The following is a 24,201-nucleotide window of genomic DNA, read 5'->3' on the forward strand; positions in this document are numbered from 1 at the left end:
CCGAGCAGCAAGTGGCGGCAAGCGGCGACTGACGAACCAGATGGGAACACGAGTGACCGGGTTGGGTGGACGTGTGGGTGGCGGTGTGGCCGCAGTGACCCTCAGGACCGCGCGGACGATGAGATCCGCTTGGCGAGCCGGTGCGCGGCGTACGGGCGCGGTCGCCGTCGCGAGCGGCCTTGCACTTGCCCTCGTTGGCCAGCCGGCGCTCGCCGTCGGCCCGATCGTGGGTGTCGAGTGCCAGGCTCTGACGTCAGCCTCGACCGCAACGGCGCCCGATCAGGACACCGCGCTCGATCTGGCGCAGTCCTGTGGGCAGGACGTCGAGATCGCCTCTGCTCGATCGCCGTGGTCGACGTTCACCGCGACCGAGAACGGCACCGTGACCCAGGAGGTCACCGCCACTGCGACGCGTACCGCGGTCAGCGGCACCTGGGGTCCGGTCTCGAACCGGATCACCGACCCGACGCCGGGCGACGGGACGTTGTCGGTCTCGGCACCGGTCTATCCGATCACGCTCTCGGACGGAACCGCCGGTGTACCGCTGGCGACGATCAACCGCGACGGTCACACGCTGACCTACGACAGCCCGTTCGACCTGACGGAGCCCGTGGTCGAGGGTGAGTCGGTCACCTATCCCGCCGTCGCGGGCGAGGGCGCCGATCTGGTCGTCACCATCAACCCCGACGGCACCGGCATCTCGACGGCGCTGCGGCTGGCAGACCGCTCCGCCGCCAAGCGTGCTGACCGAAAGCTCGGCCTGGACGAGCTCACCTTCCCTGTCACCACCTCGCCCGGCCTGACGGTCACGCAGAGCGCCGCGGGCGGGTTCGACGTCGTCGACGCCTTCGGGCAGCCGATCTTCCGCGCGCCGCAGCCGAAGATGTGGGACTCCGCGGCCTCCGGGGACGCCCCGGCAGACACCGGCACGTCCGGGCTGTTCAGCATGAGCGGCACGCCTGCGACCCAGGACACGGCCGGGCCCACCCGAGCATCCCGATGGGACCAGGTCAGTGACGAGGACGCCGCCGACCCCGAAGCTCGGGCCACGGCCCCGCTCCTCGGCGATCAGCAGCTTCCGATGCCGGTGGACCTGGTCCCCGCCAGGGCTCGGCACACCACGGACACCGAGACCGGTGCGACGCCGGGTGCCGTACCGGGAGGCGACCCGCTGAGCTCCGCCCCGGGAGAGGACCTGACCGGCGGCGAGCTGTCCGTGGGCGGCGAGTCGCTCGACGCGGCAGGCGGATTCGGCGCCGCGGGCGCGACCGAACCCTCTACGGTCGGTGTGCGGATCCGCCCGGACCGCGACTTCCTGCTCTCGGATCCGGACACGGTCTTTCCTGCGCTGATCGACCCGACCGTGACGTCCGCGGGCAACGAGTGGCTCATGGTCCACGAGGGCACGCCCGACGTGACCAGCGGGTACATGTTCGAGGGCAACCAGGGGCTTGGCCTGTGCGACGTCGGCGAAGTCGCCGAATGCAACGAGACCATCAAGTTCCGCCTGGGCTGGCAGTTCACCGGCCTCGACCACCTCGGTCTCCTCGAACCGGGTGCCATCACGTCGGCCACGTTCAGTGTCTTCGGTGAGCACAGCTGGGACTGCACCGCACGGACCGTGCGGCTCTTCAGCACGAGGCCGATCGACGCGGCGTCCACCTGGGACACTTGGGGCATTGCTCCCTTCGGTACGGAGCTGTCCCGTGTGACGGTCGCGCACAAGGAGGCGTGCGACAACGCCGGGTGGGTTGACCTCGACGCGACGGCCGGCGTGAAGAACCTGGCCTCGACCGACACCGGCACGCTCAGCCTGGGCCTCGCGGCCCTCAACGAGACCGACATGACGCAGGGGTGGAAGCGGTACCGGCACGACGCCAAGCTCACCGTCGAGTACGAGCCTCCGGCCACCTCGGCGGACGCCGAGGGCGCCGACCTGGCGGCACGCACGGAGAACCTGGATCCGGCCAAGGAGGCCGCTGACGACGCGGCCCCGGACGCCGCCACGCCGACACCCGTGCCGGTGTCGACTCCGCCGGAGCCGACTGCCGACCCGGCTCTCGTCCCCGTGCAGGACACGCCGGAAGCCGCCGAGGCCACGCTCCCCGTGCCTGAGACGCTGACAGTGGTCCCAGAGAATGCGCTGGGCGGGCTCGACCTGAAAATCGGCGCCCCGGCACCGACCGCCGGTACGCCCGAGGCTTCCTCTGAGGTGCATGTCGAGGTTGCTGACCAGGCCGCGGCCATCGGCGCCGGCATCTCCGGCGTGCTTCTCGACGTCACTGACACCTCGGCAGAGGCCCCGCCGGCCAGCGGCGTGCGGCAGGTGGACGTCCAGGTGGACTACGACGAGTTCACCGACCTTGCGGGCGCCGACTGGTCCGGCCGTCTCGGCATCGTCCGCATCCCGGAGTGTCACGCCACGACCCCGGACCTGGAGGAGTGCTCGCCCACGCCGGTCGAGTCGACGAACGATGTCGAGGCCGGCACCGTCACCGCGACGCTCGACCTGGCCGCGGCCGGGACCTCGGCCGCCGCCGGAGTCACCGCGGAGAAGTCTGCCGACTCGACGAAGAGCGCCGCCGTCGAGACACAGGCGAGCGCGCTCGCGGCGGGTGGCGGCGACACGTTCGCCGTCACGGCCGGCACCAGCTCCGGTGCCGGCGACTGGGGTGCCACCCCGCTGTCGTCGGCGTCCTCGTGGTCGGTCAGCGGCGCTACGGGCTCGCTGGGCTGGTCGTACCCGATCCAGGTCCCGTCGCCGGCCGCCGGCCCCTCGCCGGAGCTCGCGCTCGGGTACTCGAGCGCCGCCCTGGACGGGCGGGTGTCCAGCACGAACAACCAGTCCTCGTGGGTCGGGGACGGGTGGGACATGACCAGCGGGTTCGTGGAGCGCCGGTATGTGCCGTGCTCCGAGGACCGCGACGAGGTCGGCGGGCAGTCGCCGAACAACTCCTCCCGCAAGACGGGTGACCTGTGCTGGGACAGCGACAACGCGTTCCTGGTGTTCAACGGGACGTCGTCTGCCCTCGTGAAGGACGACGATGCCGCGACGACCGGCGCCATCGAGTGGCGTCCGGAGTCCGACGACGGCACGCTCGTGCAGCAGTACGGGCGTCCGACCGGGGACGCGGCCAAGACCGATGCGGGCTGGGCCGGGGAGTACTGGAAGGTCACCACGACCGACGGCACGACCTACTTCTTCGGCAAGGACGAGCGGTACTCCGGGGACACGCTGGCGCAGAACTCGCGCTGGACCGTCCCGGTGTACTCCAACCACCCGAACGAGCCCGGCTACAAGGCCGCCTTTGCGGACTCCGGGCGCGTGATGGGCTGGCGGTTCAACCTCGACTACGTCCGCGACACCTCGGACAACACGATGACCTACCGGTACGCGAGCGAGACCAACCGGTACGGCTCGAACAACAACACGGGTGCCACGCGGTCCTACACACGTGGCGGGACGCTCGACTGGATCAGCTACGGCACGCGCGCCGGGTCCGAACCGGTCGACGCGGGCGGTGCGGGGTCCCCGAACCTGGTCGACTTCGCTGTTGCCGAGCGTTGCCTGGTGGCCGCGACGGACTGCGAGATCGCCGACCGCGGGACGACCGCAGGCGCGGTGCGCTGGCACGACACGCCCGTGGACCTGGAGTGCTCGTCGAGCACCAGCTGTCCGGACGTGCGGAGCCCGGCGTTCTTCTCGACCAAGCGCCTCACGACCGTGGTGACGAAGGTCAACGTCGGTGGCACGCTGACGGCCAAGGACACGGTCGCGCTGACCCAGAAGTGGCGTGACCCGGGCGACGGCACGGGCCGCATCCTCTGGCTGGACGCGATCAAGCGCACCGCCAACGGTCCCAGCAGCGCGACGTCCGACGACGTCGTCTTCTCCCCGATCAGGTTCGACGGCGAGCGGCCGCTGCCGGGGCGGGTGGCTGACACGGTCGCTGACGGGCTGCCGGTCATGAACCGTGTCCGGGTCACGGAGATCACCACCGAGACAGGTGCGAATATCTCGATCGAGTACACCTCGACCGAGTGCACTGCGGCCACGCACCCCGCCGTCGCGCAGGGCTACATTCCGATTGCGAACCAGTCGGCGAACGCGTCGCGGTGCTTCCCCGTGGTGTGGCACCCGTGGGGCATGCCCAAACCCCGGAGTGAGTACTTCCACTCCTACATGGTGTCCAAGGTGACCCAGTCCCCGGGCGAGAGCGGGCTCGACCTTCCCGTCGTCACGTCGTACGCCTACAGCGAGGGCATCAAGTGGGCACGGATTGACGACCCCCTGACGCCCAAGAAGGACCGGACGTTCTCGGTCAACCGCGGGTACAAGACCGTGACCACCACGACCGGGACGGGCTCGGTCGCGGCGAAGAGCCGGACCCAGTACCTGCAGGGCACGGGTGCGTCGATCGACCTTCCCGTCGACTCGATCACGACGCGCAACGTCATCGACCACGAGCGCTTCTCCGGGATGCCGGTCGTCAGCACGGTGCTCAACGGGTCGATGGAGGTCTCCAAGACCATTACGATCCCCGAGGCTACCCAAACGGCGAGCACAGGGAGCGCCGGGACGGACGACCTCCTGGTCGCCACCCGGACCACCCGCGTGGACACGTACAACGCCTCGTATCTGGCCGACGGGTCCCTTGAGTACGTGACGCGAACTGACACGGACTATGACGCAAACGGTCAGGTCACCGAGGTCGACGACTACGGGGCCTTCTCCGAGTCGGCCGAGGACAACACCACGTCTGACGACTTGTGCACCACGACGGACTACGTCATCAACGGCGACAAGCACATCGTGGCGCCTATGTCGACGGAGACCGTGAGCGTGCGCTGCGGGGCCGACGCCACCAGGCCTGCCGACCTGGTCGGTGAGTCGTGGATCAGCTATGACGGGCTCGATCACATGGCGCCGCCCTCGAAGGGTCTGCCGACCAAGGTGCAGACGAACGACAAGGACGGCGTGCTCAACGACGCCACACCGGGGGTCGTCACCACGTACGACACCCGTGGCCGGACGACGAGCTCGACGGACCTGCTGGGGCGGGTGTCCAAGACCGGGTACACCGAGGCCAACGGGGTGCTCACCCAGGTGACCACGACGAGCCCGGACCCGGACGGTACGGGCGACGGTGATGGTGACGGCGTCACCCTGACCGAGCACGTCTCCACCACCACGCTGCACCCGCTGCTCGGCGTCCCGACCACGGTGAGCGACCCGAACCTTCGCCCCACGACGGCGACCTACGACGCCGCCGGTCGTCTGCTCTCCGTGACGTACCCGGACCGCGAGGGCAAGTCGGCGAACGTCACCTACGCGTACTCGACTTCGCGCAACGGCGTGAACACGGTGACCACCAAGACGCTCGCTGCAGACGGCACCAGCTATCACACGTCGGTTGCCCTGTACGACGGTCTGCTCCGTCCGGTCCAGACGCAGACGGAGTCCCTGGACGGGGACGACGAGGCCACCCACGGCCGGATCGTCACGGACACGGAGTACGACGCCAACGGGCGGGTCTCGTTCGTCACCTCCGGCTGGTTCGCGACCGGCAACCCGAGTACGACCCTCGTGGGCGCGGCCGTGCAGCCGGACGCCACCACGGTCTACACGTACGACGGCCTGGGGCGGGTCCGGACCGAGGCCCTGTTCACGGGGACGATCATGAACCCGGCCTACGAGCAGTGGCGCACCACCACGTACTACGACGGTGCCACGACCACGGTCATCCCTCCGGATGGCGCGACCCCGACCCAGACCGTGGTCGACGCCCGGGGTCGGACCGTCGCGCTGAGCCAGTTCCTGCGCGACCCGGTCGAGCATGCGGCGGTTCGCACGCTGGCCGGCGTGCTGGACCTGGACGAGCAGACCACCCGGTACCGCTACGACAAGGCCGGGCGGCTGTCCTCGGTGCTGGACACCGAGGACAACACCTGGACGTACAAGTACGACAAGCTCGGCCGGCAGATCGAGGCAGTCGATCCGGACGCCGGCAAGACGGTCACCGAGTACGACGCCGCGGGCCAGACCACGTCGGTGAGCAACGGCGCGGGCCAGAAGCTCTACTACTTCTACGACAAGCTCGGACGTCGCACGGCCGTCCGGCAGGACTCGACCACTGGCGCGGTCCGGGCCAAGTGGACCTACGACGTCCTGACGTCCTACGCGGGTCCCAACCCGCCCATTGCGAAGGGGCAGGTCACCAGCTCGACCCGCGTGGCGACATCGGCTGACGGCGGCGGAGAGTTTGTCACCGCACTAACCGGTTTCGACGCGGCGTACCGGCGGACCGGCACGGCGACCGTCATCCCGAACACCACCAAGATGGCCGGTCTGACGGGCACGTATGAGCAGAAGGTCACGTACACCGCAGACGGACAGCTCGCGTCGACCACGTACCCGGCTGCGGGCGGTCTGCGCAAGGAGACCGTGACCACCCACTACGACGACGAAACGAGCGTCGCCGAGTGGATGGGCGGCGGGTTCGGGTGGGGCACGTATGTTGCGTCCAGCCGCACCGACGTCTTCGGCCGGCTGGCGTACCTCGACCTCGGCAACACCTATGGCACGGTGGTGTCATACGGGTACGAGACGGGTACCAGCAGACTGCAGCGCGTGAAGCTGGATCGGGAACGGATCGGTGGTACCGAGCTCGATCTCACCTACGCGTACGACGACGCCGGGGACGTGCTGTCGGTCAAGGACCGGCCCACCGCTACGGGCCGCGCAGCAGACCGGCAGTGCTACCAGTACGACTCTCTGCGCCGTATGACCGAGGCGTGGACCCCGGCGACCGGCAACTGCGGGCTGACGAGGTCGATCCCCGCACTGGGCGGAGCCGCGCCGTACTGGACCTCGTTCGAGTACGACGCGCTCGGCAACCGCACCAGCGAGATCTACCGCACTCGCGGCCTTGCCGGCGACATCGACGGTGGGCAGACCACCACGATGGACTACTCCTACGCGGGTAGCCGTGACCTCAACGGAAACGGCAACTCTACTGACGTGGGCGAGTTCGCCGGGCCGCACGCGGTCACGTCGATCACCACCGACGGGCCCAGCGGGTCCACGGCGTCGACGTTCACGTACGACAACGCGGGCCGGACGCTGACCCAGATCCAGGACCGCGACTACCTGACCACCAAGCTGTCGCTGGGCTGGGACCACGAGACCGAGCTGGCCTCGACCAGCCTCGCCACTACTGTCTACGCGGAACCCGACCCAGGGTCCGGGGACGACGACACCGACGGCGACCAGTCCTCAGGAATGGGCCCGGACCGCGGCACGGGCACGACAACGACGACCGCCGGCCGCAACCTGTACACCGCTGACGGGGACCGCATCGTGCGGACCGCGCCGGACGGCTCGATCACGGTCTATCTCGGTGGTCAGGAGATCACCAAGGTTGCCAACGGCACGGTCACCGGAGCGCGCTACTACAGCTTCGGCGGGCAGACGGTCGCGATGCGGACCGCGAACGGCCTCAGTGGTGTGACGTCGCTGATCAATGACCCGCACGGCACGCCGTTGGCGTCGGTGCACAACACCAACTGGACCACTACGAGCGTGGACAAGCACTACACGCTGCCGTTCGGTGAGCAGCGCGGTGGGGTCTCGGCACCGGGCGACCACGAGTTCCTGGGCAAGGTTCGAGATGAGGGCACTGGTCTGACGTTGGTGGGGGCGCGATGGTATGACGAGACCACTGGTCGGTTCCTGACCGTGGATCCGGTGATTGACCTGACCCATCCACAGCAGTGGAACGCTTACGCCTACGCCAACAACAACCCCGCCACATACTCGGACCCATCAGGAATGCGGCCCGAAGAATGTGTTGGTGGGTGGTACGCGTGCACGGTCAACGCCAATGGGAATTGGTCGGTCAATTCTAGTAAGTCTGACGCGGGCTCCTGGGATCCTGTCAGCCCGGGCAAGATCTGGGCAGGTCTCAAGAGCAATTTCCTCAGCATCGTCAACGGTGTTAAGGAGCGGGCCAAGGTCGTCTACAACATTGGTTCCGCATGCAGTTGGGGGACGGCATGTTTCTACAGTGGTGTGATTCTGCATGACAGTGTGGGTGCGTATGAAGCCGGAAAGGATGCCTTCACAGAAAAGAGCGAGTTCGAAAAAAAGGTCACGGCTGGCGACACAAATGGGCTGATCGCAGACGGAATTTCGACGGCCGCTGTAGCTGTCACGACGAAGAGGCTGCTTCCGAAAACTGCCCCGCTCCATGGCGCAGATAAGGCGCCTGCATGCAACAGTTTCGCGCCAGGAACTCTCGTCTTGCTTGCGGACTCAACGCTGAAGCCGATTGAAGACGTCGAACTTGGCGACAAGGTGCTTGCTGCAGACGAGGAAACCGGCGAGCCGACCGAAGGACGTGTAGTTACCGCGCTGATCCGCGGTGAGGGTGACAAGACGCTCGCCACGCTCACCGTGACCGACGCCGACGGCGACACCCAGCAGATCGTCGCTACGGACGCCCACCCGTTCTGGGCGCCCGAGCTTGGCGAGTGGGTCGACGCGATCGACCTGACCGCCGGGGACTGGTTGCAAACCTCGGTTGGCACCTGGGTACAGGTCACCGCCATCGCCGTTTCCCAGCGCAAGGCCGTCGTCCACAACCTGACTGTCGCGGTCGACCACACGTACTATGTTGCCGCGGATGAGAGATCGTCCGCACTCCTTGTACATAACGATAATTGCCCAATAACGGGCTATTCCCACGGTGATCTGGGAGAAATGGCGGAATTGGATCGGCTCATTAATGATGGATACACCGATATTGCGAGTGAAGTGACGTTTCTTGCCCCAGACGGGACCAAGTTCCGTGCCGATTTTGTTGCACGCGATCCGGATGGCGTGCTTAAAGCGATCGAAGTCAAGACGAACAACGGAGGTCTTACGGACAACCAATACGTCGGATATCCACAGTTGTCGACGGTTGGTTCTGAGGTGCGCACTGACAAACTCGCGGGAATCGGATTTCCCCGTGGATCGACGATCAAACTTGACGTGGAGGTTTCGCTTTGGAAATGTCCAAGTTGTTAGTGGAGGCTTGGGACGAGCGTGTCAGTTCAGCGCTTCGTGAACGTGGTTGGTCGGCGCTTCGCCTCATGGATGTCACGGTCTATGAGCGTCGTGTTGGTGAGTGTCACAATCGTTTCGTTGCCGACGTGATTCAGCAGGCAAGTCGTATCATCCCGTTGCCGAAGGTCGGGGTCCACTATTCGGAGATAAAGAAAGTGGCCGAAGGGGTTGGGTGGGTGGGCCGCAATGCCACCGCGACTGTCGGCATTGATTTGATCCACTTGATCAGGAAGATTGACGGTGGTTCAGGTGCTACTCGCTGGATGTTAAGCGATGTGGGTCAGATCGACGCGACAGTGGATCGACTTGTCGGAGACCTTGAGATGTTCGGCGAGCCGTTCTATTACGAGTTTTCGACCATTGATCGACTCTTGAGTGGGTACGGCGACTTTACGCTTTCTGCGCCACAAAGGCTTGAGGTGGCTATTGCCTTTTCCTTGCGTGGCAAACTCCAAGCAGCAAGGCGCATTGTGGACGGCTTGAAAGCCGATGATTCGGTTGTTGATATGGGCCTGCTTAATGCGATTGCCGCTTTCGACAGATCCTGGCGGCAATATGAGTAGGGTGCCCGGATCGGAGTCCGCGGCATGTACACCTAGCCACGGACCGTGGTGATCGGGCGACACAGGCGCAGCTGGCACGACACCAGGTCCATCTCACGCATGTTCGAGCGGACCGTCTCGTCATCGCCCTCGTACCCCCACCGGACCAGCTCAGCCTGCACGTGCCGGTACCCCGTAGGCACGGCCAAGGAAGTGCCACGGGCATCTCGCTGACCGGACCACCTCACAACCACCACCCAAGGCCCACACCCAGGACGAGACCCCGTCCCCAGAGACGGTAGGTTCTTCTCCGTGACATCCCCGATCGACCGGATCCGACCGGCCGCCACGACAGCGCGCCAGGTCTCGGACCTCGCCGTCGCCTTCGGCCTCACCATCGCCCCAGGTCACGCCGCTGACGCCACGGTCACCTGCGTCGCCTCGGACAACCGGGTCGCGCAGCCGGGGGACCTCTTCGTGGCCCTGCCCGGCGCCCGCGCGCACGGTGCGCAGTTCGCCGCGGACGCCGTCGGGCGCGGGGCCACCGCGATCCTCACGGACGCACGCGGGGCCGAGCTGATCGGGCCCGGCAGCACCACACCGGTCATCGTCGCCGACGACCCCCGCGCCATCCTCGGCCAGGTCGCCGCCTGGGTGCTGGGCAACCCCGCCGAGGACCTGATGACCTTCGGCGTCACCGGTACCAACGGCAAGACCACCACGACCTACCAGCTCGACCACCTGCTGCGGGCGCTGGGCTGGATCGGCGGCCTGATCGGCACCGTCGAGACGCGCTCCGGGGACCGGGTCATCGCCAGCACGCTGACCACGCCCGAGGCCGCCGACCTCCAGGCGCTGCTCGCCGCGATGCGCGAGGACCACGTACGCACCCTGGCCATGGAGGTCTCCTCCCACGCCCTGGCGCAGCACCGCGTGGACGGCATCGTGTTCGGGGTCGCGGGGTTCACCAACCTGACGCAGGACCACCTGGACTTCCACGGCGACTTCGAGTCCTACTTCGCCACCAAGGCCGACCTGTTCACACCCGCCCGCGCCCGCCGCGGCGTCGTCACCGTCGACGACGCCTGGGGCGACCGCATGGCGAACGAGGCCCAGATCCCGGTCGCGACGCTCACCACCCTGCCGGGCAAGGCCGCCGACTGGGTCGTGACCGACGTCGCGCCGCACGGCACCGGGTCCGCCTTCACGCTGACGCACCACGACGGCCGCACGCTGCGCACCTCCACCTCGCTGCCGGGCGGCTACAACGTGGCCAACGCGGCCCTCGCCGTCGCGATGGTGCTGGAGGGCGGCTCGGACATCCGCGACGTCACCGAGGCGCTGGCGGCCGCCGACGGCCTGAGCGCCACGGTGCCCGGCCGCATGGAGGTGCTGGCCACGGCCCCGCGCGTGGTCGTGGACTTCGCGCACAACACCGAGGCCCTGGAGCTCGCCCTCGCGGCCCTGCGCCCGACGACGGCGGGCCGGCTCGCCGTCGTCTTCGGCGCCACGGGCGACCGCGACCCCGGCAAGCGCCCCTTCATGGGCGCGGCGGCGGTGCGCGGCGCCGACGTCGTCTACGTCACGGACGACGACCCGCACGACGAGGACCCCGCCAAGGTGCGGACCGAGGTCCTGGCCGGGACCGGCGTCGCCGCGCCGGGCGGCACCGTGGAGACCGTGGACGACGACGGCTCGCGTACGGTGGAGGTCCACGAGGTCGCCCCGCGCGCGGATGCCATCCGCACCGCGATCCTGGCGGCCGGTCCGGACGACACCGTGCTGGTGGCGGGTCGCGGGCACGAGACGATCCAGGAGATCGCCGGCGTGGACCACGTGCTCGACGACCGGGTCGAGGCGCGCGCCGCACTGGCGGCCCGCGGCGCGTGACCCGGCAGGCGGAGCAGTACCCAGCACGCGCTACCCCAGCAGGACCCACGCAGGAGAGGACGACACAGGCATGATCGAGCTGACTGCGGCACAGGTCGCCGCAGCCACCGGCGGGCGGCTGCACGCCGACCCGGACGTCACGGTCACGGGGGCGGTGATCATCGACTCGCGCGAGGCCGGGCCGGGTGCCCTGTTCGTGGCCCTGCCAGGGGAGCGGGTGGACGGGCACGACTTCGCGGCCCGAGCGGTCGCGGCGGGTGCCGCGCTGGTGCTGGCGGGCCGCGAGCTCGACGGCCTGCCGACCGTCGTCGTGGACGACCCGCAGGAGGCCCTGGGCGAGCTCGCCCGGTACGTGCTGGCGACGGTCCGCGAAACGGCCGCCGACGGCGAGGCGCCCCGGGTGATCGGCGTGACCGGCTCGGTCGGCAAGACCACCACCAAGGACCTGCTCGGCCAGCTCCTGGCCCCTGAAGCGGGCGAGGACGCGATCATCGTCCCCGCCGGCTCGTTCAACAACGAGATCGGCCTGCCGCTCACGGTGCTCCGCGTCACCGGGCAGACCCGGTACCTGGTGGCCGAGATGGGCGCCGACCGCATCGGCAACATCGCCTACCTCACGCGCATCGCGCCGCCCGACGTCGGCGTCGTGCTCGCCGTGGGCGTGGCCCACGTGGGCCACTTCGGCAGCGTCGAGGCCATCGCGAAGACCAAGGCCGAGATGGTCTCCGGCGTGGTCGACGGCGGCACCGTGGTGCTCAACGCCGACGACCTGCGGGTCGCCGCCATGGCCGGCCAGGCCGCCCCCGGCACGACCCTGCAGACCTTCGGCACCATCCCGTCCGCCGACGTCCGCGCCGAGGACATCACGGTCGACGCCACGGGCCGCGCGAGCTTCACGCTCCGCGTCGCGGCGGGAGCCGCGTCGTCCGGGGAAGGCGAGCAGCGCGCTGACGTCGCCCTCCAGCTCGTCGGCCCCCACCACGTGAGCAACGCGCTCGCGGCCGCCACGGTCGCCCTGCGCCTCGGGGTGTCCCTGCCTGACGTCGCGCAGCGGCTCTCCGCCGCGACCGCCCGCAGCCCGCACCGCATGGCCGTCACCGAGCGGCCGGACGGCGTCACCGTGATCGACGACGCGTACAACGCGAACCCGGACTCGATGAAGGCCGCCCTGCGCACCCTCGCGGTGATGGCCGGGCGTACCCGCCGCTCCGTCGCGGTGCTCGGCGAGATGCGAGAGCTCGGTGAAGGCGCGCGCGCCGCGCACGACGAGATCGGCCGCCTCGTGGTACGGCTGAACATCAAGCAGCTCGTCGTGGTGGGCGACGGCGCCTATCACATCCATGAGGGCGCCATGCAGGAGGGGTCCTGGGGGTCGGAGTCGATCTTCGTGCCCGACCTGGACGCCGCCCGCGCAATGCTGGACGAGTCGCTGGAGCCCGGCGACGTCGTGCTCGTGAAGTCTTCGCTCGGCTCCGGACTCTGGGAGCTCGGCGACCACCTGTCGATGGCTCTGACCGCTAAGGACAACAACAAGTGATCGCGATCCTGGTCAGCGCCGCGGTGGCGCTGCTCGTGGCCCTGCTGGGCACACCGGTCTTCATCCGGTTCCTGGTCCACAAGAACTACGGCCAGTTCGTCCGCGAGGACGGCCCCACGGGGCACTTCACCAAGCGCGGTACCCCCACCATGGGCGGCGTCGTCATGATCGCGGCCACCCTGGTCGGCGTCGCGGCCTCCATGCTGGTGTCGGGGCGACTGCCGAGCGTCTCCGCGCTGCTCGCGCTCTACCTCATGGCGGGCCTCGGCCTGGTCGGGTTCCTCGACGACTTCACCAAGATCCGCAAGCAGCGGTCGCTCGGCCTGACGGCGCGCGCCAAGCTGATCGGACAGGGCATCGTCGGCATCTCGTTCGCGGTGCTCGCGCTGCAGTTCCCCAACGAGAACTCGCGCACCCCGGCCTCCACCAAGATCTCGTTCCTGCGCGACACCGAGTTCGACCTGGCGTTCGCCGGCGCGACCGTGGGCCTGATCCTGTTCGTCATCTGGGCCAACCTGCTGGTCTCGGCCTGGTCCAACGCGGTGAACCTGACCGACGGCCTGGACGGCCTGGCCACCGGCGTCTCGATCATCACCTTCGGCGCGTACGTGCTGGTCGGCATCTGGCAGCTCAACCAGTCGTGCCAGTTCCTGGCCACGGCCGGACCACGGTGTTACGAGGTGCGCGACCCGCAGGACCTCGCCATCGTCGCGGCCGCCGTCACGGGCGCCTGCGTCGGCTTCCTGTGGTGGAACGCCAACCCCGCCAAGATCTTCATGGGTGACACCGGCTCGCTCGCCCTGGGCGGCGCGCTGGCCGGCCTGTCGATCCTGAGCCGCACCGAGCTGCTGGCCGTGCTGCTGGGCGGCATGTTCGTGCTCATCGTCTCGTCCGTGGTGATCCAGGTGGGCTTCTTCAAGATGACCGGCCGGCGCGTGTTCAAGATGGCGCCGCTGCAGCACCACTTCGAGCTGTCCGGGTGGGGCGAGGTGACCATCGTCATCCGGTTCTGGCTCATCGCGGGCCTGCTCGCCGGCCTGGGCATGGGCATCTTCTACGCCGAGTGGGTGGCCTCGTGACCGAGGCCGACACCTACGGCACGGTCGAGCCGCGCGTCCCCCTGGCGGAGGCTCGCGTGGTCCTGGCAGGCCTTGGCGTCACCGGCCGGTCGCTCCAGCGGGTGCTCGAACCGCGGGTCGCGTCCCTGGTCACCGTGGACGACAAGGCGCACGACGCCGACCACGGACGGCTCGACGCCGATGGCGCGGCCGCCCTCGTCGCGCAGGCGGACCTGCTCGTCGCCTCGCCGGGCTTCCCGCCGCACCACCCGCTGGTCGCCGCGGCCCTCGCCGCGGGCGTGCCCGTGTGGAGCGAGGTCGAGCTCGCCTGGCGCCTGCGCGCGAACCGCCTGGGCACCGACGAGCCGGCCGCGTGGCTCGGGATCACCGGCTCCAACGGCAAGACGACCACCGTGGAGATGCTGGCGGCGATCTTGCGGGCCGCGGGACTGCGCACCGCCGCCGTCGGGAACGTGGGCCGCTCGCTGGTGGAGGCAGTCCTGGACCCCGCGCTCGACGTGATCGCCGTGGAGCTGTCCAGCTTCCAGCTCCACTTCACGCACACCATGTCGCTGCAGGCCGGCGCGGTGCTGAACGTGTCCGCCGACCACCTCGACTGGCACGGCTCGCTCGAGGCCTACACCCGCGACAAGGGCCGCATCTTCGAGCGCGTCCAGGTCGCCTGCGTCTACAACGTCGCGGACCCGACCACCGAGGACCTCGTGCGCGAGGCCGACGTGGTCGAGGGCGCCCGCGCCGTCGGCTTCGCGGTGGGCACGCCCGGCCCGGGCGACCTCGGGCTGGTCGACGACGTCCTCGTGGACCGTGCCTTCCATGCCGAGCACGACGACCCGGACCGCCGCAAGAGCGCCGCGGAGCTCGGCACCCTCGCCGACCTGAAGCAGCTCGGCGACCACAACGGCGTCGTGCCCACGCACATCGTGGCGGACGCCCTGGCCGCCGCCGCGCTGGCCCGGGCGCACGGCGTGCCCGCGTCCGCCGTCCGCGACGGCCTGCGGTCCTTCGGACCCAGCGAGCACCGGATCCAGCGCGTCGCGGAGGCGGGCGGCGTCACGTACGTGAACGACTCGAAGGCGACGAACGCGCACTCCGCGGCCGCGTCCCTGGCGGGCTTCGCGCACGGCACCGTCGTGTGGATCGCCGGCGGGCTGGCCAAGGGCGCCACGTTCGACGACCTCGTCTCCTCGCGCGCGGACCGGATGCGCGCCGCCGTCGTGATCGGGGCCGACCCGGGACCGCTCGCCGACACGCTGGCCCGACACGCGCCCAAGGTCCCGGTTGTGGTGATCGATCCCGGTGACACTGAGACCGTGATGCGCCGGGCGGTGACGGCCGCACGCGACCTCGCCCAGGCGGGGGACACCGTGCTGCTGGCCCCGGCGGGCGCGTCGCAGGACCAGTTCGTCTCGTACGCCCAGCGCGGCGAGGAGTTCGTCCGCGTGGTGCGTGACCTCACCACCACGCGCTGAGCGCGGGGAGGGGGCAGGGGATGGCCACGACGACCACGAGCCGCAAGGCACCCGACCGCAAGGCGCCCGACCGCCCGTGGCTCGGCCAGTGGAACTCGACGGTGACCAGCTACTACCTCCTGGTGGGCACCACCGGTCTGCTGACCGTGATCGGCCTGATCATGGTGCTCTCCAGCTCGACGGTGACCTCCATCGCGGAGGGCCAGTCGCCGTACGCGGCGTTCCTGGTCCAGGCGCAGTACGCGCTGATGGGCCTGCCCGTGCTGCTGGTCGCCGCCCACCTGCCGATCCGCTGGTACAAGCGGCTCGCGCTGCCCGCCCTGGTGCTGGCGCTCGCGCTGCTCGTCGCGGTGATCTTCCTGGGCTCGATCCGCAACGGCCAGCAGAACTGGCTCGAGCTCGGCCCGTTCTCGTTCCAGCCCTCGGAGCTGGCCAAGCTCGCGCTCGCGGTCTGGCTCGGCACGGTCCTGGGCCGCAAGCAGGCGCTGCTGGGGAGCTGGTCGCACTCGATCCTGCCCGCGGTGCCCGGCGCCGTCGCGGTCATGGGCCTGGTGCTCGCCGGGGGCGACCTCGGCACGGCGCTGGTGATGGGCCTGCTCGTGGCGGGCGCCTTCCTGGTCGCGGGCGTGCCCTTGTCACTGATGGGGCTGGGCAGCGCGCTGGCGGCGTTCGTGGTCGGGTACGTGTTCATCCTGCAGCAGGGGTCGGGCGACCGGCTCCAGCGCATCATCGCGACCTACGGCGCCGAGTGCGACGAGACCTCGGAGTGCTACCAGTCCCTGCACGGCCTGTTCGGGCTGGGCACCGGCGGCCTGTGGGGCGTGGGGCTGGGCGGCAGCCGCGAGAAGTGGAACTACCTGCCCGAGGCGCACAACGACTTCATCTTCGCCGTGATCGGCGAGGAGCTCGGCCTGTTCGGCACGGTGCTGGTGCTCGCGCTGTTCGCCGTGCTGGGCCTGGCGATGAGCCGCGTGATCCAGCGGCACAAGGACCCGTTCGTCAAGGTGACCACGGCCGCCGTCGGCTGCTGGATCGTGGGCCAGGCGTTCGTGAACATCGGCGTGGTCATCGGGGTGCTGCCGGTGATCGGCGTGCCGCTGCCGCTGGTGTCCGCCGGCGGCTCGGCGCTGATCACCACGATGGCCGCGCTCGGGATGGTGATCTCGTTCGCCCGGACGGAGCCGGGGGCTGCCAAGGCACTCGCTGCACGCGGTAGCGTCGTCCGCAAGTCACTGGCCGTGCTGGGCGGCGCGGTCAGGAGACGGTAGAAATGTGCACGGCGGCCTGATCTGTGACCAGATCCTGCACGACAGGCCGCGTCGCGATCGATTCGCCCGGGCCCGGGCGACGACGAGAAGGTGATGATGAGCTCAGCAGTTGTGTCGGTGGTGCTTGCCGGAGGCGGCACCGCGGGACACGTGAACCCCCTGCTCGCGGTGGCCGACGAGGTGCGGCGCCGGGAGCCCGGCGCGCGCGTGCTCGCGCTCGGCACCACCACCGGCCTGGAGGCCGACCTCGTGCCGTCGCGCGGCTACGAGCTGCGCCCGATCCCGCGCGTGCCGCTGCCGCGCCGCCCGAGCCCCGAGCTGCTGCGGCTGCCCGGCCGGCTGACGGCCGCGGTGCGAGCCGCGGAGGACGCGATCGACGAGATCGGCGCGCAGGCCGTGATCGGGTTCGGCGGCTACGTCGCCACCCCGGCCTACCTCGCGGCCAAGCGCAAGGGCGTGCCCATCGTGATCCACGAGCAGAACGCCCGCCCGGGCCTCGCCAACCGGCTCGGCGCGCGGTGGGCCTCGCGCGTGGGCGTCACCTTCGCCGGCACGCCGCTGCGCGGCGGCATCCTCACGGGCCTGCCGCTGCGGCAGGCCATCGCGGGCCTGGTCCAGGCGCGCGAGGCCGACGCCGCCGGCGTGCGCGCCCGGGCCGCCGCCGAGCTCGGCCTCGACCCCGCGCTGCCGACCCTCGTGGTCACCGGCGGCTCGCTGGGCGCCCTGAGCCTGAACCGCGCCGTCTCGGGCGCCGCCACCCAGATCCTCGCGGCGGGTGCGCAGGTGCTGCACCTGACGGGCAAGGGCAAGAGTGACGAGGTGCTCGAGACGGTCGCCGGCGTCGACACGGCGCGCTACCAGGTGCGCGAGTACCTCGAGCAGATGGAGCACGCCTACGCGGTGGCCGACCTCGTGGTCTGCCGCTCCGGCGCGGGCTCCGTCGCCGAGCTGGCCGCGCTCGGCATCCCGGCCGTCTACGTGCCGCTGCCGATCGGTAACGGCGAGCAGCGGCTGAACGCCGCCCCGCTGGTCGAGGCCGGTGGCGGCCTCCTGGTGGACGACGCCGACGTCACGCCCGCCTGGGTGGCCCAGAACGTTCCCACGCTGCTCGCGGACCGCGAGCGGCTCGGTGTCATGGCGAAGGCCGCGGGGTCGGCCGGCACCAGCGACGGCGCGGCTCGTGTCGTCGATCTCGTCGAGCAAGCCGTACGGTCAGCAGGTACCGACACCACGGAGGTCAGGTCATGAGCACCACGGTCACGGATCAGATGGCGGATCAGGTCGCGAAGCTCGGCCGCGTCCACATGATCGGCATCGGCGGGGCGGGCATGTCCGTCGTCGCGCGGCTGCTCGCCGGGCGCGGGGTCGCCGTGCAGGGCTCCGACGCCGCCGAGTCGGAAGCCCTCGCGGCGCTGCGGGAAGAGGGCATCAAGGTGTGGGTGGGCCACGACGCCGCCCACCTCACCGGCGCCGACACCGTGGTGATCTCCAGCGCCGTGCACGAGGACAACCCGGAGCTCTCCGCTGCCCGGTCCCGACGCCTCAACGTGCTCCACCGCTCGCAGGCCCTGGCCGCGCTGATGGAGGGGTCGCGCGGCGTCGCCGTCGCCGGCGCGCACGGCAAGACGACGACGTCCGCCATGGTCGCGACGATCCTGCGCGAGGCGGGGCTGGACCCGTCGTACGCGATCGGCAGCACGGTGCGCACCGCCAGCGGCTCGACGCCGGGCGGCCACCTGGGCTCGTCCGACGTGCTCGTGGCGGAGGCCGACGAGTCGGACGGCTCGTTCCTCAACTACACGCCCACCATCGCCGTGGTGACCAACGTCGAGGCCGACCACCTGGACCACTACGGCACCCCGGAGGCGTTCAACGGCGCGTTCATCCGGTTCGCGCGCCGCCTGGTGCCCGAGGGCTGGCTCATCGCCTGCGCCGACGACGAGGGCTCGCTGTCGGTGGGCGCCACGATCTGCGCCACCGGCGGCCACGTCATCACCTACGGCACCAACGACACCGCCCGCGTGCGGGTCACCGACATCTCCACGACGCCGGAGGGCACCACCGCGGTGCTGCGCGGCGACGTGCTGGGCACCAACGAGCAGGTGGCCGACGGCGCCGGCGTGTCCGGCAGCGTGCCCGGCATCCCGATGCGCCTGTCGGTCCCCGGCAAGCACAACGTGCTCAACGCGACCGCCGCCGTCATCGCGTCGGTGCTGCTCGGCGTGCCCGCCGAGCAGGCGGTCGCCGGCGTCGAGGCGTTCATCGGCACGGGCCGCCGCTTCGAGGAGAAGGGCCAGGCCGACGGCGTGCTCGTCGTCGACGACTACGCCCACCACCCCACGGAGATCAAGGCCGTGCTGACGGCGGCCCGCGAGATCGCCGACGGCGGCCGGGTGCTCGTGCTGTTCCAGCCGCACCTGTACTCGCGCACCAAGACGTTCGCCGACCGGTTCGCGCAGGAGCTGTCCGCCGCCGACGAGGTGGTGGTCACGGACATCTACGGGGCGCGCGAGGAGCTTGACCCGACGGTCACGCCGAACACGATCGTGGACCTCATGACCGACCACGGCGCCGCCTACGCGGTGCCGGACCGGCTCGACGCCGCGCACGTGATCGCCGACCTCGCCCGGCCGGGCGACGTGGTGCTCACGGTGGGCGCCGGCGACGTCACCCAGCTCGGACCCGCCGTGCTGGCGCGCCTCGCGGGCCGCGTGGCGACCGGTACGCCGGGGCTGGGCGAGGACTGATGCGCCCGCCCGCGCGCCCTCGCGCCGCGGGCACGGCACGGCCGCGCCCGGCGGACCAGGGCGCGGCCACACAGGACCGGGGAGGGCCGGAGGCGGACCACCGGGGCCGGGACCTGCAGGACGAGGCCCGGCGGGACCGGTCGGTCGGCGGCCGGCCCGGCGGCGACCGGCAGGAGACGGGCCGATCGCGGCCGGCCCGGCAGGAGCGTCCCGCGACCGGCGCGACGCCGTCCGCGGGCGGCCGGGTGGGTGTGGTCTCGGACCAGCTCGCCGACCGGCTCGCGGAGCGCACCGCGATGGCGCGCTACCGCGTGTGGCGCCGGATCGGCTGGACCGCGTTCGCGGTCGCGGTCGCGGCGGGACTCGGGTGGGCGGCGCTCGTCTCGCCGCTGTTCGCGCTCGACGCGGAGCAGGTGCGGGTCACCGGGGAGGGCACCACGGTCGACGTCGGCGAGGTGCGCGAGGCCGTGACCGACGAGGCGGGCGTGCCCCTGCCGCGCCTGGACACGGTGGGCCTGCGCGAGGAGATCCTCGCGATGAACGCCGTGAAGAACGTGCGGATCACGCGGGCCTGGCCCGACGGGCTCACGGTGGAGCTCACCTCGCGCGAGCCGGTCGCCGCGGTGCCACAGCCGGGCGACGTGTACGCGCTGATGGACGCCGAGGGTGTCCGCGTCGGGACCGCCGAGGAGGTGCCCGACGGCCTGCCCTCGATCGTGACCTCGCTGTCCGACGCCGGGGCCGGCCGCCGCGCCCTGGACGCTGCTCTCGCGGTGCTCGGCGCGCTGCCGCCGAAGCTGGCGGCCGACATCACGACGGTGAGCGCGGCGACGCAGGACGACGTGCGGACCACGCTGTCCGACGGGCGCGTGATCCGGTGGGGGAGCGGCGCGGACGTACCGCTCAAGACGAAGGTCGCGCAGACGCTGCTGCGGGCGGAGCCGACGGCGACCACCGTCGACGTGTCGTCGCCCGGCCTGCCGGTCACGCACTGACCAGGCCACCTACCGAGCAGGTCACGCACCGACCAGGAATAACATCGGTGTGATTTCTCGCGTGCATCGTTGCGCGACACGCGCAACGATGTCTTCGACACACCCCGGCGGCACACCTACCGTCGAACTCAGCAGCAACCTGACATAACTCTAACCCTCTACCTCAACCTGAGACTTTGGGAGGGATGAGAGTCGGGACTCGGGACCCGAATCGAAAGGCGACGACGTGGCAACTCCGCAGAACTACCTGGCAGTAATCAAGGTGGTCGGTATCGGCGGCGGTGGTGTGAACGCCGTCAACCGCATGATCGAGGTCGGCCTCAAGGGCGTCGAGTTCATCGCGATCAACACCGACGCACAGGCGCTCCTGATGTCGGACGCCGACGTCAAGCTCGACGTCGGGCGCGAGCTCACGCGCGGCCTCGGCGCCGGCGCGGACCCCGAGGTCGGCAAGAAGGCCGCCGAGGACCACGCCGAGGAGATCGAGGACGTCCTGCGCGGCGCCGACATGGTCTTCGTCACCGCGGGCGAGGGCGGCGGCACCGGCACGGGCGGCGCCCCGGTCGTGGCGCGCATCGCGCGCTCGCTCGGCGCGCTGACCGTCGGCGTGGTGACGCGCCCGTTCACGTTCGAGGGCCGGCGCCGCGCGGTCCAGGCCGAGAGCGGCATCGAGAACCTCCGCGACGAGGTCGACACGCTGATCGTCATCCCGAACGACCGGCTCCTGTCGATGTCCGACCGGAACGTGTCCGCCATCGCGGCGTTCCACTCGGCGGACCAGGTGCTGCACTCCGGCGTGCAGGGCATCACCGACCTCATCACCACGCCCGGCCTGATCAACCTCGACTTCGCCGACGTGAAGTCGGTCATGCAGGGTGCGGGCTCGGCGCTCATGGGCATCGGCTCCGCGCGCGGCGAGGACCGTGCGGTGCAGGCCGCCGAGCTGGCGATCTCGTCGCCGCTGCTCGAGGCCTCGATCGACGGCGCGCACGGCGTGCTGCTCTCGATCCAGGGCGGCAGCGACCTCGGCCTGTTCGAGGTGCACGAGGCCGCGCGCCTGGTGCAGGAGGCCGCGCACCCGGAGGCGAACATCATCTTCGGTACGGTCATCGACGACGCGCTGGGCGACGAGGTGCGGGTCACCGTCATCGCGGCCGGCTTCGACGGCGGCCTGCCCAAGGAGCGCAAGGACAACCGCGCGCTCGGCCAGGTCGCCGGTGCGGTCGGGACGGGCTCGCGCAGCCCCGCCACCGCGCCGGTCCCGCTGCCCGACGTGTCGGACGCCGCCCGCCGCGCGCCCGAGCACACCGGGGTGAACGGCATGCCGCCGTCGGTCCCGCCGACGCACCAGCCGGCGCCCGTGTCCACGCTGCCCCGCGTGATCGACGACGAGGGTTCGGACGACGTGCCGCGCACGCTGGACGAGCCGGCCGTCGTGGTGCAGGGCTCGTTCAACCGCCAGGAGGTGGGGCGCGAGCAGGGCGAGCGTGTCGAGGTCCCGCCGCTGTACGACGAGAACCCGCGTCGTTCCACGGAGGACCTGGACGTCCCCGACTTCCTGAAGTGACCGGCCGGGTAACCTCGCACCCGTGAGCGAAACCCGGACTCTTGCAGGCGTGCACCCCGTCGACCTGGGCGACGGGGTGCACGCCTTCTTCACGTCCAGCGCGGGCGGCGTCTCGCCCGCCCCGTGGGCGGCCGCGGACGGCGGCGGAGGTCTCAACCTGGGCCTGAACGTGTCCGACGACGACGCGCGGGTCGCGGTCAACCGGTCCCGTGCCGCCGAGCGTCTCGGCGCGCCGGTCGCGTTCGCCACCCAGGTGCACGGCGACGTCGTGCTGGAGCTCGGCGCGACCGAGCGCGCGCTGTGGGCCGCGCCCCGGCCGCCGGCCACCGCGGGGGAGGGCGACGCCCTCGTCACCTCCGAGCGCGGGCTGGGCCTCGGGGTGCTGGTCGCCGACTGCGTGCCGGTGCTGCTCGCCGACCCGGTGGCCCGCGTGGTCGCCGTCGCGCACGCCGGGCGCAAGGGTGTGCTGGCCGGCGTGGTGCACCGGGCGCTGGACTCGCTGGTCGCCCGGGGCGCGGATCCCGAGAGCGTGCGCGCCGCCGTCGGGCCCGCGGTGTGCGGGCGGTGCTACGAGGTGCCCGCCGCGATGCGCGACGAGGTGGCCGCGGTCGTGCCCGAGACCTTCGCGACCACGAGCGACGGCACGCCGGGCCTCGACCTGCCCGCAGGGGTGGTCGCGCAGCTCGTCTCCCGGGGGGTGGCGGTCACGCAGGTCGAGCGCTGCACGCTGGAGGACCCGGAGCTGTTCTCGCACCGCCGGGCGAGCGTGACCGGCGTCACGACCGGACGGCAGGCGGGCGTCGTGGCGCTGTTCTGAGCCCGCCGTGGCGGATTCCCGCCACATCCGCGACACGCCGACAACAGTGCCCTGACCTGCGAAATCACACGGATGTCGTTTTTAGCGAGCAATCGCTGAACAACTTTGGCAAAGTTGTTCGTGGCACGGCGTGTCGCACTTCCGGGTCGGATTGCGCCGGGCTACTTTTGTCAAGACGACCTCGGTCGGAGGTCAAGGTCGGACCTGTTGTACGGGCCCGCTGGGACACAGACAGAAGGACGCACAGCAGGCGACGAACGGAGAGTGAGCGATGGCCGGAGCGCTTCGCAAGACCATGCTGTATCTGGGCCTCGCCGACGATCAGGGCGAGCAGGAGTACCTCGACGAGTACGACGAGGGCCTGGAGGAGAACGTGGAGGACCACCGACACGCGCAGGTCACGCCGCTGCACCGCGATGGCGTGCCCCACCAGGCGCTCTCCACGGGGGAGCTGCGCCGCATCACGACCGTGCACCCGCGCTCGTACAACGACGCACGGAGCATCGGCGAGGCTTTCCGCGCCGGCACTCCCGTCATCATGAACCTCTCCGACATGGACGACGCCGACGCCAAGCGCCTGGTCGACTTCTCGGCCGGCCTCATCTTCGGCCTGCACGGCTCGATCGAGCGGGTGACCAACAAGGTCTTCCTGCTCTCTCCCGAGCACGTGGAGATCGCGGCCGAGGAGCAGGTCGCCACCGAGAAGCCGAACGGACGCGGCGGCTTCTACAACCAGAGCTGACCACCACGAGACCTGAGCGGGGGGCGGTCGCCACACGGCGAACGCTCCCCGCTCACGTCTGTCCCCACATCGCATCCGCACGGGCTCATGGGATCCGGAGTGCGAACACGTTAAGTTATGCGTGTGATCCTGATCCTGCAGTTCATCGGCTTCCTGCTGTGGCTCTTCATCCTGTTCCTGATCGGACGGCTCATCTTCGACTGGGTGCAGTTCTTTGCCCGGGACTGGCGGCCGCGTGGTGTTCTGCTCGTGGTTGCCGAGGCTGTCTACACGGTCACGGACCCGCCGCTGCGGTTCCTGCGCCGGCTGATCCCGCCGCTGCGGCTGGGCCAGATCCAGCTCGACCTGGCCTTCATCGTCCTGTTCTTCGGCGTCTCGATCCTCTCCCAGCTTGTCGGTTCCTGGGCCAGGATGGGCTGACGCCACCGGAAAAGTGGTG

General features: G+C 70.4%; 14 protein-coding genes. All 14 read left to right on the top strand.

Annotation, left to right across the window (positions count from 1 at the left end):
• The first annotated feature begins 118 nt into the window (after window positions 1-118).
• Window positions 119-9,070: a polymorphic toxin-type HINT domain-containing protein gene (locus QRN56_RS04415; RefSeq protein WP_285101486.1), complete on the top strand. Its 8,952-nt coding sequence runs from the start codon at window positions 119-121 to the stop codon at window positions 9,068-9,070.
• On the top strand, window positions 9,055-9,672 hold the full coding sequence (locus QRN56_RS04420; protein WP_285101488.1) for a hypothetical protein: 618 nt from the start codon (window positions 9,055-9,057) through the stop codon (window positions 9,670-9,672). Before QRN56_RS04415 ends, QRN56_RS04420 begins: the two co-directional genes overlap by 16 nt.
• A 291-nt stretch (window positions 9,673-9,963) precedes the next feature.
• Complete coding sequence (locus tag QRN56_RS04425) at window positions 9,964-11,541, top strand: UDP-N-acetylmuramoyl-L-alanyl-D-glutamate--2,6-diaminopimelate ligase (protein WP_285101489.1); 1,578 nt, start codon at window positions 9,964-9,966, stop codon at window positions 11,539-11,541.
• A 70-nt stretch (window positions 11,542-11,611) separates the two neighbouring features.
• Window positions 11,612-13,078 carry a UDP-N-acetylmuramoyl-tripeptide--D-alanyl-D-alanine ligase gene (locus QRN56_RS04430; protein ID WP_285101491.1) on the top strand — a complete coding sequence of 489 codons (1,467 nt, stop codon included), beginning with the start codon at window positions 11,612-11,614 and terminating at the stop codon, window positions 13,076-13,078.
• Window positions 13,075-14,157 carry a phospho-N-acetylmuramoyl-pentapeptide-transferase gene (gene mraY, locus QRN56_RS04435; protein ID WP_285101493.1) on the top strand — a complete coding sequence of 361 codons (1,083 nt, stop codon included), beginning with the start codon at window positions 13,075-13,077 and terminating at the stop codon, window positions 14,155-14,157. The genes QRN56_RS04430 and mraY overlap by 4 nt, the downstream gene beginning before the upstream one ends.
• Window positions 14,154-15,626 carry a UDP-N-acetylmuramoyl-L-alanine--D-glutamate ligase gene (gene murD, locus QRN56_RS04440; protein ID WP_285101495.1) on the top strand — a complete coding sequence of 491 codons (1,473 nt, stop codon included), beginning with the start codon at window positions 14,154-14,156 and terminating at the stop codon, window positions 15,624-15,626. Before mraY ends, murD begins: the two co-directional genes overlap by 4 nt.
• 20 nt (window positions 15,627-15,646) lie before the next feature.
• The gene (ftsW, locus tag QRN56_RS04445; RefSeq protein ID WP_285101497.1) at window positions 15,647-16,894 is read left to right on the top strand and encodes a putative lipid II flippase FtsW; all 1,248 of its coding nucleotides are present in this window, start codon (window positions 15,647-15,649) and stop codon (window positions 16,892-16,894) included.
• Window positions 16,895-16,987: 93 nt separating this feature from the next.
• Window positions 16,988-18,142: an undecaprenyldiphospho-muramoylpentapeptide beta-N-acetylglucosaminyltransferase gene (murG, locus tag QRN56_RS04450; protein ID WP_285101499.1), complete on the top strand. Its 1,155-nt coding sequence runs from the start codon at window positions 16,988-16,990 to the stop codon at window positions 18,140-18,142.
• Window positions 18,139-19,641 (top strand): UDP-N-acetylmuramate--L-alanine ligase, encoded by a 1,503-nt coding sequence (gene murC / locus QRN56_RS04455; protein WP_285101501.1) that lies wholly within the window; start codon window positions 18,139-18,141, stop codon window positions 19,639-19,641. Before murG ends, murC begins: the two co-directional genes overlap by 4 nt.
• Window positions 19,641-20,636 carry a cell division protein FtsQ/DivIB gene (locus QRN56_RS04460; protein WP_285101503.1) on the top strand — a complete coding sequence of 332 codons (996 nt, stop codon included), beginning with the start codon at window positions 19,641-19,643 and terminating at the stop codon, window positions 20,634-20,636. The genes murC and QRN56_RS04460 overlap by 1 nt, the downstream gene beginning before the upstream one ends.
• A gap of 226 nt (window positions 20,637-20,862) precedes the next feature.
• Entirely contained in the window at window positions 20,863-22,203 is a 1,341-nt protein-coding gene (ftsZ, locus tag QRN56_RS04465; RefSeq protein ID WP_285101504.1) for a cell division protein FtsZ, read from the top strand.
• Window positions 22,204-22,225: 22 nt separating this feature from the next.
• Complete coding sequence (gene pgeF / locus QRN56_RS04470; RefSeq protein ID WP_285101506.1) at window positions 22,226-23,020, top strand: peptidoglycan editing factor PgeF; 795 nt, start codon at window positions 22,226-22,228, stop codon at window positions 23,018-23,020.
• A gap of 271 nt (window positions 23,021-23,291) precedes the next feature.
• Window positions 23,292-23,762, top strand: a complete 471-nt coding sequence (locus tag QRN56_RS04475; RefSeq protein ID WP_182614681.1) for a cell division protein SepF — start codon at window positions 23,292-23,294, stop codon at window positions 23,760-23,762.
• Window positions 23,763-23,885: 123 nt separating this feature from the next.
• Window positions 23,886-24,182 carry a YggT family protein gene (locus QRN56_RS04480; protein ID WP_502928744.1) on the top strand — a complete coding sequence of 99 codons (297 nt, stop codon included), beginning with the start codon at window positions 23,886-23,888 and terminating at the stop codon, window positions 24,180-24,182.
• The last annotated feature ends 19 nt before the right edge of the window (window positions 24,183-24,201 follow it).

Source organism: Promicromonospora sp. MEB111 (assembly GCF_030209445.1).
GTDB lineage: Bacteria > Actinomycetota > Actinomycetes > Actinomycetales > Cellulomonadaceae > Promicromonospora.